This window comes from Falsiroseomonas sp. HC035 (genome assembly GCF_050563525.1).
Taxonomy (GTDB): domain Bacteria; phylum Pseudomonadota; class Alphaproteobacteria; order Acetobacterales; family Acetobacteraceae; genus Falsiroseomonas.
Map to the genome: position 1 here is coordinate 80,080 of NZ_JBNXUN010000018.1, position 9,300 is coordinate 89,379.

Genomic DNA, 9,300 nt, shown 5'->3' on the forward strand with positions numbered 1-9,300 from the left:
ACCATCCGGTTGCGGTTAGCGTAGGGCATGATGGATTCGCCGACCACTCGCCGCGCCTCCGAGGCCCGTGGCCGCCATGCCGAGGCCCGGGCCGAAGCCGCGCTGGCGGCCGAGGGTTTCCGGACCATCGCGCGGCGGGTGCGCACCGGGGCGGGCGAGATCGATCTGGTGGTCGAACGCGACGGGTTGCTGGTGTTCGTGGAGGTGAAGGCGCGGGCGACGCTCGGCGACGCCGCCTTCGCCCTCGGCGCCCGCCAGCAGGCGCGGCTGTGGGCGGCCGGAGAAGCCTGGATGGCGACCAACCCGGGGCATGGCGGGTCGGGCGTACGCTTCGACGTGCTGCTGGTGGATGCGGCGGGGCGGGTGCGCCGGATCGCCGACGCCTTCCGCCTTGGCTGAGCGCTACAGCGCCATGTTGTCCAGCAGCCTCACCTCGCCAAGTCTGGCCGCCGCCAGCAGCCGGCCCGGGCCGGATTGCCAGGGCGCCAGCGTCTCCGGCTGCACCAGCGCCAGATAGTCCGGCGCGAAACCGGCCTCCAGAAGCTGCTGCGTCGCGCGGGCCAGTACCGGCGGGGGCGCCGCGCCGGCGCGGATGGTATCGAGCGCCGTCTGCATCAGCCGCGGCAGCAGCGGCGCCAGGGCGCGCTGGTCCAGCGTCAGGCGGATGTTGCGGGAGGAACAGGCAAGGCCATCGGCTTCCCGCACCGTCGGATGGCCGAGGATGCGGATCGGCAGGTCGAGGTCCGCGGCGACGCGGCTCACCACCTGCAATTGCTGCCAGTCCTTTTCCCCGAACACCGCCACATCCGCCTGCGTCTGGCTGAACAGCTTGGTGCAGACCGTGGCAACGCCGCGGAAATGGTCGGGGCGGGCGCTGCCCTCGAAACCCTCGGCGGGGCCCGCGACCTCGATCCGCGTGGCGGAGCCGGGTGGGTACATGGTGGGGACATCCGGCATCCAGACCAGGTCGCAGCCGGCGGCGCGCAGCTTCGCCAGGTCGCCATCCTCGTCGCGTGGGTAGCGGGACAGGTCCTCGGTCGGCGCGAATTGCAGCGGGTTGACGAAGATGGACACCACCACCGTCTCCGCCGCCTGCCGCGCCGCGGCGACCAGCGCCAGGTGGCCCTGGTGCAGCGCGCCCATGGTCGGGACGAGGGCAAGCCTGCGGCCGCCGGAGCGGCCGTCGGAGCGGCCGTCGGAGCGGGCGGTGGCGCTGGCGTGGCGGAGCGTCGGGAGGTCGCGGATGATCTGCATGGGGCGCAGGCTTGCGGATGACGGAATGGAAATCCAGCGCGCCCGGCGCGGGTCAGTTCACCCGCCCGGGCATACGGTGCCGGAAGGCCAGCGCCTCCGCCACATGCGCCCGGCCGATCCGCGGCAGCCCGGCGAGGTCTGCGACGGTGCGCGCCACACGCAGGCTACGGACCTGGCCGCGGGTCGAAAGCCGCAACCGGGTCGCCGCGGTTTCCAGCAGGGCGAGCGCCTCCGCCTCCGCCAGCGGTTGCAGGGCCTCCCACTCGGCTTCCGCGTTGCATCGCGCGCCGCCCCGGACGCGCTGGCGGTCGCGGGCGGCGGCGACGCGGGCGGCGACGGTTTCGGTGCGTTCGCCCGGCGGTGCGCGAGTGAGCTCGGCTGGGGGCAGGGGCTGCACCTCGATGGTCAGGTCCATGCGGTCCAGCAGGGGACCGGACAGGCGGTTCTGGTAGTCCTGCCCGCAGCCCGGCGCCCGCGCGCATTCCCGCGCCGGTTCGCCGAGGTAGCCGCAGCGGCAGGGGTTCATCGCGGCGATGCACTGGAACCGCGCGGGATAGGTGATGTGGGCGTTCGCGCGGCTGATGGTGGTGCGGCCGGTTTCCATCGGCTGGCGCAGCGCCTCCAGCGCCGCGCGCGGGAACTCCGGCCATTCGTCGAGGAACAGCACGCCGAGATGGGCGAGGGAAATCTCCCCCGGCCGCGCCCGCTGCCCACCACCCACCAAAGCGGGGACGGAGGCGGAGTGGTGCGGTTCGCGGAACGGCGGCCGGCGTAGCAAGCGGCCGTCCGCCAGCATCCCCGCCACCGAATGCACCAGCGAAATCTCCAGCGCCTCGGCCGCCGTCAGGTCCGGCAGCAGGCCGGGCAGGCGGGCGGCGAGCATGGATTTGCCGGACCCGGGCGGGCCGACCATCAGCATGTTGTAGCTTTAAGCCCCGCAATGGCCCATGAAGCACCTGCGGAGGCGAGGCAACTATGACGAAGGCATACAGCTACCTGAGGTTCTCAACGCCTGAACAGGCGGCGGGCGATAGTACGCGCCGCCAGCGTGAACTGGCAGAGAAGTACGCCGCAAAGCATGGCCTAGAGCTTGATGATAGCCTTTCTCTAAACGATCCGGGCATCTCTGCATTTTACGGACGGAACGCAAATCAAGGAGCATTGGCTGCATTCTTGCGGGCCGTGCAAGACGGAATTGTTGAGAATGGATCATTCCTCCTGGTGGAGAATCTCGACCGCTTAAGCCGTCAAGCGCCTTGGGAGGCGATGGGAGTTTTCCAGACTATCATAAATTTCGGGATTACTATTGTAACCGTACAAGACGAAAAGGTTTACAGCCGAGAGAGCTTGGTAGAGCAGCCTTTCAAGATATTTGAAAGCTTACTTGTCATGATTAGGGCTAATGAGGAAAGCGCCACGAAGGGGCGCAGGTTACGTGAGGCATGGAAAGCAAAGCGTGCTGCTGCTTCAAGTGAACCTATGACTTCAAGGGTGCCTGCGTGGCTCAAGATGGATCAGAGCGGCGACGCTATTGAACTTGATCTAGAACGTGCGGAAGTTATTCGTCGCATATTCGATCTATATGAAATGGGGAAAGGAGCCGAACAGATTGCCCGGATGCTGGATGCTGAGGGTATCGACACCTTCGGTGACGGTCCAAAGCAGAAGCGCAAAGCGGCTCATTGGCACAAGACTTATATTCAGAAAATCCTGAGCAACGAGGCTGTTGTGGGGGTAATCATTCCGCATCAGGTTGAATATGTAGGCGGTCGGAAAGGCAGGAAGGCACTTGACGCAATTGCCGGGTACTACCCTGCGGTCATATCAAGGGAGCAGTTTGACAGGGTTCAGCTTATGCGTGAGGGAAAAACTAGCGGCCCTCGCGTAAGGATGGAGAAGGGAGAGCTACAGAGCCTTGTCGCCGGTTTGGTATTTTGTACCCTATGCGGAAGTACTATGACGCGTGTGAACAAGGGAAGTGTTTCGAAGGCCGGTAAGCCCCGCTTGTGCTGCGTCAACGCTAGGCGTGGAAACTGTTCTGCACCAAGCTATGTTTTAGAAAACATAGAAAACGCTCTGATAACAAAGGCTTATGAGTTATCTGACCTGATTTCCGATAAGCCCTTAGCGAAGGACGAACAGGTTACTGAATTGCAAGCATTGCATATATCAGATTTAGAGCTTCAAGAGCTTATGCTGAAAGGCGAGCTTGAGGCTCTGATTGATTTACGTCTGACGGATAGGCGTTCCACACTCAGGGATCGGCAGGATGTTATTGAAGGTAAGCTAGAGGCAGTCAAGGCGGCTAAGACTTGGAAGATGGTGCGGGAGAATAGTGCTTCAGAAGTCGCCCTGCGCTCTAGAGCTACGGAATGCGGGAAACTGCTAGCAGCAGTTCCCGTAGACCGATCCCGAGCTAATGCCATGCTTCGTCAGATTGTTCATTCGATCGGAGTTATGCATGACGAAGCGGCGCTTGAAATCAACTGGCATAGGGGAGGTAGCACCCTAATCAGCATACCGGGCGTGCTGGGTGCCCCTTACACTCCGTAGTAGCCTCGCCAGCGGCTTCTAGCGTTTTCAGGTAGAGTAGTAGCCTGAAGGTGCCTAGAAGCCTCTGGCGAGTGAACGTAGCGGCGAATACGGGCATGTTTAATTGGATATACCCCGAAGCGAATGGATCGACATTCCAAATGGAAACTAATGCCCCAGGTATCGATAGACTTGTTTCGGCGAATATCAAAAGGTATCGGCTTGCTTCCGGTTTAAAACTGAGGGAGGTAGCACAAGTATTAGGTGTCTCAATCCAGCTTGTGCAGAGAATTGAATCTGGCAACGTGAGGATAAGCAGTTACAAGTTGTTGGTCCTATCTGGGCTGCTTTCGTGTTCAATCGATGATCTATTCGAAGGAGCGGAAGCTTCGCGAATGGATAATGAACTTGGCGGATCGAATGGCATCCTTGGGTTATCAAGAGCATTTGCCCTCATCGAAAATGAGGCGGCTTGTAAAGCGCTGGCTGCTGTTGCCAAAGCACTTGCTGATGCATCGGTAGCTATTCGGCTTGTGAGACATGCAGAGGGACCAGAGCAAGAGGCGACTGAGACCTAGAGCGAATGAGAACCTCACCAGCGGCTCAGGACTATTTCAGGTAGGGTAGTAGCCTGAAGGTATCTAGAAGCCGCTGGCGAGTGAACGCAAGCATGAATGCGGGCATGTTATTGGTCTAGTGTACCCTCACCTTGCCCGGTCCCTTGGATGCGAGGGGTAATGTTAATCTTAGTTGAGGGGTATGATTGTCTTAGTCGGCATGTACTTCCCCTCTAGAATCGCCGCCACGTCATCGGGTTTGGTGGCGTCTTTCCAGTAATTTGATTTAGCCCGTGCCTTCCGGCCTAGTGACTGGCTTGTGCCGGTTCGCTTCTTATAGATGATTTGCTGCTTCCTAGACCTGTCATCAATCCCAAGGATGGAGGCGATAGAAACGCCTTCGTGTAGAGCCTTTGGTGAAAGGTGCTTTAGGATATACTTCAGGATGCCCACTTGCTGGCCCGGAGTGCGAGCCCCTCTACATTCCCTTCCACCCGTGTACTTGATAGGAACCGTGTCACCTGATCCTGCCGTAAACTGGCCGATCTTCATAAGGTAATCGTGGAGGGGTTGGGCCAGTTTCGGATCAAGAAAGATCATCAGATGGGTGTGATGGTTCTTTTGCTTATCTAATTCTCTCGCCCAAAAGAAGTATGAGGGCTGCTTGTGGCGCTTTAGCCATCCCTGCATCTTGGTGAATAGCTCGCTTTGTACCTTCATCTCGCATGATCCGATTAGGAGAGGCGAGTAGTCCCACATGATTGTAAAATGGAAAGCAGGCAAGCTAACCATGCTTGATGCGTACCCCCATGCGTTAATGAGGTTCCCTGCGCTTGAGGATTTGATAGAGGGGTGTCTAGAACCATGCTTATGGTTGGGATCAGAGTGCTTAGCTATACGATCATCTAGTAGGGTAAAAGATACATATACTGATGATGAACCACTTTGGATGTCGGACTGAGGCATTAATAACTCCATAGATAAATATGCAACTTCATATAGTTAGCGGCGACGTTCTCAAGGTTAGTGGGTCCAGATAATGGTGAGGGGACCCCCTTAGAACTCCGCATCTATATCACACATTACCTACCGCCGCAATCAATTCGGAGGTGGTTTCTGATTTCAGGAGGAAAATCAGGAGAATAAAAACTATTATCTTGAGAACTTTGAACGCTATCAAAGGCTTATTCGACTTGGGACTTAAACTGATTTAGATTGCTGAGTTTCCTACCGTTTTGCCACAAGCGGACTGCTGGATGATCCTGACTTCAAGTGGTATCCGCTTTGTATCTGGCTACTCTCCAGCATTTGCGTCATAGTAATGGTACGGGGTGGGAGGCGGGTCCTGCCTGGGGGGCTTCATCAGCCGAAGAAATAGATCGCTAGTTGCATGTATAAGTAATAGTAATTTTGAGTAGGCTTCTGTCGATTTGTGGCGGGGTCCTTTTTATATTCCGTTCTGCGGTATCAATTGTGATGCGGCACAAGCGAATATTAGAAAGGCATATCGCATGACTTATTCAGGCACTCCCACCCTCTTTGAGCGTGAGATGACACAGCAAGAGGCGCTTTGGGTTACCGTTGAGGGGGCTTTGCCAGCTTCAGAGCGTAGGGCGCGGCGGCGCTACACGACGCAGCAGAGGCGTTCTGCCGATGTGTTCCGTGGGCTGGTGGGCATCGTTGAGTGTCTCCCGTCACGTGAGCGGGCAGAGGCGGAGGATATGGCAGGTCTGCTTGAGCCGTTTGAGGGCATGCGGCGGCGCTCTTGCCGTTTGGACGGATAGTCTCGCGGAGGCCGCTTGAGGCGCCTCATGAGCGCACCAAGGGCGTGCGCAATGAATGATGACCCACCACCGAATTGATGGTAGGACGCAATGGAGCGGTGGTGGGAGGTTCTAGATGCGGCGCCTTATCAAGCTTATGGCGTGCGTTGCGATGGTTTTCTATTGGAGTTGCAACCTAGCCTTGGCTCAATCCTACATCCGAGTAGGACCAGTAAAGGCGCATTGGTCCGAGTGGTTCGGCTTTGTCTATAAGATGAGGGAGGTAGACTCGGCTGAGCGCGACGGCCAAAGGTTCGAGATTGCACGGCAGTTTGAAAATGTCGAAGACTATCGAGGTCCTAATCGCGGTGAAGCTGCTGGGCTGTGCTGGGTCAGGATAGATATCTGGATGTCGTGGGGCTTCTTTGGCGACTTGGTCAATTTCTTCATTGGGCGCCCTAAGTTCTTTTTCGAAAATGCCTTTGTCACGTCGCGTGCAGAGCGGATATCATTTCCGTGCATTAGGAGTGGCGCCCGATATTAGTGGAATCCCATCAAATTTACCTGACACTACTGCATAGACTGGGGTGCCATATCCACTAAAGAAGTTTAGGTAACTTACAGCATAAACGCAGTCCTCGTGCATTTCTGGAATTGTGGTTATTGCACAGGAGAACATGTGCTGCGGTGAGGGTTCTGGAAACAACCGCTCTCGACTCAAGTCTGTTCCGCCAATGTAGTGTTTGTAGTCGTGTCGAACCTGTTGGGAAAGTATGAAGTCCGACAGGAATGGCGTGTAGTGCTGGATTCCGTACTTGCTGATACAATCTGTATAAGCGATTTTCGCAATGACTCGGGCAAAGGTCTGATCACGAAACCTGTGCCGGTTCGAAACACCACGCGTATTTTGAAGTTTCGCCATAGCGGCGATGTCGTAATAAAATTGATGATCAAGAGTCATCTGATATTCTGTTGTGGAAGGTAATCCTCTCAAAATTCCCGGCGCTGGCCAGTTTGGAAGCATGAGCGTCGGAAGCGGTACTTCGTCAACAGGTATCTCCACAAGACGCGCCTTATCGCTTTGGAGCGGCAGTCTGACTGTCTTGGGTTGAGTTTTTTTCTTTCGCGATTTCATGCCCAAGTTGACGCGATTGGATAACCAGTATTCGCGAAACAGCTCATGCTCGAACCGTCCTGTAATGCGGGCGCAGGACTCGCATGTTGCTCGCCTTAGGACCGCTGTGCCATTCATAGCATAAGGAATTATGTGCTCATCAGTCAGATTCTCCGCATTTTTTTTGCAGAATATGCATTCAGTGAATCCGGATATCATGCTGCACCTAGTGCCTTTGCGGAGGTTTTCGCCCGGCGACTCGCAAACTGTCACCATACATTAGCCGACACGACGGGTACACGGATCGCGCGGGGCCTAAGTAGTTGACATGAGCAGGTTGTGGCCCCCGGCGGCGGCGATCTCCAGCGCTCGCTTGGCGCTTTCCTGCCCGCGTACCTGGCTGAGGCAGGGGCCGGCCCAGGCCGTATCGTCCAGCGCCGGGGGCGCCGGCTGGGTCAGTGTCTGAATACCGCGAAAATGGTTGATCAGCGCCGGCAGGTCGGGCGGCGCCAGCACCTGGATGCGCCCGGCCCATGCGGCTTCCGGCCCCTGGCGCTCCGGGCAGACCAGGCCGAGGTCCCGCGCACTGGCCGCCATGGCCGCCGGCAGCACGCCGGCGACGGGGGCGATGCTGCCATCCAGTGCCAACTCGCCCAGGGCGGCAAATTCATGCAGCTCGTCGCGCGGCAGGATGTCCATCGCGGCAAGCACGGCGAGCGCGATTGGGAGGTCGAAGTGGCTGCCTTCCTTGGCGATATCGGCAGGCGCCATGTTCACCAGGACGCGCTTTGGCGGCAGCGAAAGGCCGATGGCGGTTAGCGCCGCGCGCACCCGTTCCTTGCTCTCACCCACCGCCTTGTCAGGCAGGCCGACGATCAGGGTTGCAGGACCGGTTTCCGTCACATACCAACCTTAGTCCCTCGTTGCAATGGCTGAGGGTTGAGGCGACCTGTGGGGTGCGGCGGGACCGCCCACCGCGCAATCTGCAATCTGCTCACGTGATGTCACCGATGCACGATATCGAGAGGGTAACGATGCCGACCGCATACTCATATGTCAGATTTTCGACTCGATCTCAGAACGATGGAGACAGCCTTCAGCGCCAGCGAGCAGACGCGGAACGTTACGCTAAAATGCATAGGCTGATCCTTGATACCTCGTACACCGACCCCGGCCTAAGCGCGCATTCCGGCAAACACGTCGTCAAGGGCGCGTTCGGCCGGTTCGTCGCGGCCGTCGAGAACGGCGATATCGCAGGGGGCTCCATCCTGTTGATCGAGGCGTTCGACAGGTTCAGCCGTCAGGACGTGCTCAAGGCGATGCGGCTGTTCGACACGCTGCTAAGCCAAGGCATCTCAGTCGTGACCCTTGAGGACAATCAAGTCTACACCCACGAGAGCGTCACCAGCGGGGCGGCACAGATTATCGTCGCCGTGGTGAAGATGCAGGCGGCATTTGACTATTCGAAGCGGCTCGGTGAGCGGGTGCGATCGGCTTGGGCGGCTAAGCGTTTGAAGATCGCCGACAAGAAGATGACCCGATGGTGCCCCGCATGGCTCGAACTCGCTCCCGATCGGCTGTCTTACCGGCCCCTGGACAAACGCGCCGCAATCGTGCGGCGCATCTTCGACATGTACGTAGGCGGCATGGGGAAGCAGTTGATCGTGGAGACATTGAACAAGGAGGGGGTAGGGACATTCGAACAGCCCGGCAGGAAGGCGCGGGGGTGGCACATCGGATACATCGGTCGCATCCTCCATAATGGCAGCGTCATCGGCGAGTACCAGCCAAAACTGGCTACCGAGAAGGACGGCAAGCGCGTAAATATCCCGGTCGGGGACGTGTTACCCAACTACTACCCGCCCATCGTCGATAGAGCCGTGTGGGATCGCGCCAAGGCCATCCGCGAGGACAATAAGGGAATGGGCGGCCCGAAGTCGTCGGGCGTCGTGAACCTCTTTTCCGGCGTGGCGGAGTGCTACTGGTGCGGCGGAAGGATCGTCAGTATCGGGAAAGGAGACAGGCGCGTAGCGGCGAGCAAGCGCCGCTCAACCTTTAAGAGCTGGCGAGCCGGGCGGTA

General features: G+C 58.4%; 7 protein-coding genes and 2 pseudogenes. 4 read left to right on the forward strand and 5 right to left on the reverse strand.

Annotated features, from left to right (window positions below; genetic code table 11):
• Window positions 1–27 precede the first annotated feature (27 nt).
• Window positions 28–399, forward strand: coding sequence for a YraN family protein (locus ACLF3G_RS25035; RefSeq protein ID WP_430672123.1), 372 nt, complete (start codon window positions 28–30; stop codon window positions 397–399).
• A 3-nt stretch (window positions 400–402) separates the two neighbouring features.
• Here ACLF3G_RS25035 and panC read toward each other — a convergent pair whose 3' ends face one another.
• Together panC and ACLF3G_RS25045 are read right to left on the reverse strand one after the other, a co-directional pair.
• Window positions 403–1,254, reverse strand: a complete 852-nt coding sequence (panC, locus tag ACLF3G_RS25040) for a pantoate--beta-alanine ligase (RefSeq protein ID WP_430672124.1) — start codon at window positions 1,252–1,254, stop codon at window positions 403–405.
• Between the two features lie 52 nt (window positions 1,255–1,306).
• Window positions 1,307–2,179: pseudogene (locus ACLF3G_RS25045) on the reverse strand (YifB family Mg chelatase-like AAA ATPase); the annotation flags it as partial.
• Between the two features lie 50 nt (window positions 2,180–2,229).
• Between ACLF3G_RS25045 and ACLF3G_RS25050 the strand changes: the two are divergent.
• Window positions 2,230–3,807, forward strand: coding sequence for a recombinase family protein (locus ACLF3G_RS25050; RefSeq protein ID WP_430672125.1), 1,578 nt, complete (start codon window positions 2,230–2,232; stop codon window positions 3,805–3,807).
• A gap of 140 nt (window positions 3,808–3,947) precedes the next feature.
• Window positions 3,948–4,364: a helix-turn-helix domain-containing protein gene (locus tag ACLF3G_RS25055; protein WP_430672126.1), complete on the forward strand. Its 417-nt coding sequence runs from the start codon at window positions 3,948–3,950 to the stop codon at window positions 4,362–4,364.
• A gap of 168 nt (window positions 4,365–4,532) precedes the next feature.
• Here ACLF3G_RS25055 and ACLF3G_RS25060 read toward each other — a convergent pair whose 3' ends face one another.
• The 3 genes and pseudogenes from ACLF3G_RS25060 to ACLF3G_RS25070 all read right to left on the reverse strand — a co-directional run.
• Complete coding sequence (locus ACLF3G_RS25060) at window positions 4,533–4,943, reverse strand: hypothetical protein (RefSeq protein ID WP_430672127.1); 411 nt, start codon at window positions 4,941–4,943, stop codon at window positions 4,533–4,535.
• 1,671 nt (window positions 4,944–6,614) lie between these two features.
• Window positions 6,615–7,439 carry an HNH endonuclease gene (locus ACLF3G_RS25065; RefSeq protein WP_430672128.1) on the reverse strand — a complete coding sequence of 275 codons (825 nt, stop codon included), beginning with the start codon at window positions 7,437–7,439 and terminating at the stop codon, window positions 6,615–6,617.
• Window positions 7,440–7,547: 108 nt separating this feature from the next.
• A pseudogene (locus ACLF3G_RS25070) lies at window positions 7,548–8,108 on the reverse strand (magnesium chelatase domain-containing protein); the annotation flags it as partial.
• Between the two features lie 146 nt (window positions 8,109–8,254).
• On the opposite strand from ACLF3G_RS25070, the gene ACLF3G_RS25075 reads away from it, so the two are divergent.
• Window positions 8,255–9,300: recombinase family protein (locus ACLF3G_RS25075; RefSeq protein WP_430672130.1), on the forward strand; the 1,046-nt coding region annotated here is incomplete at its 3' end.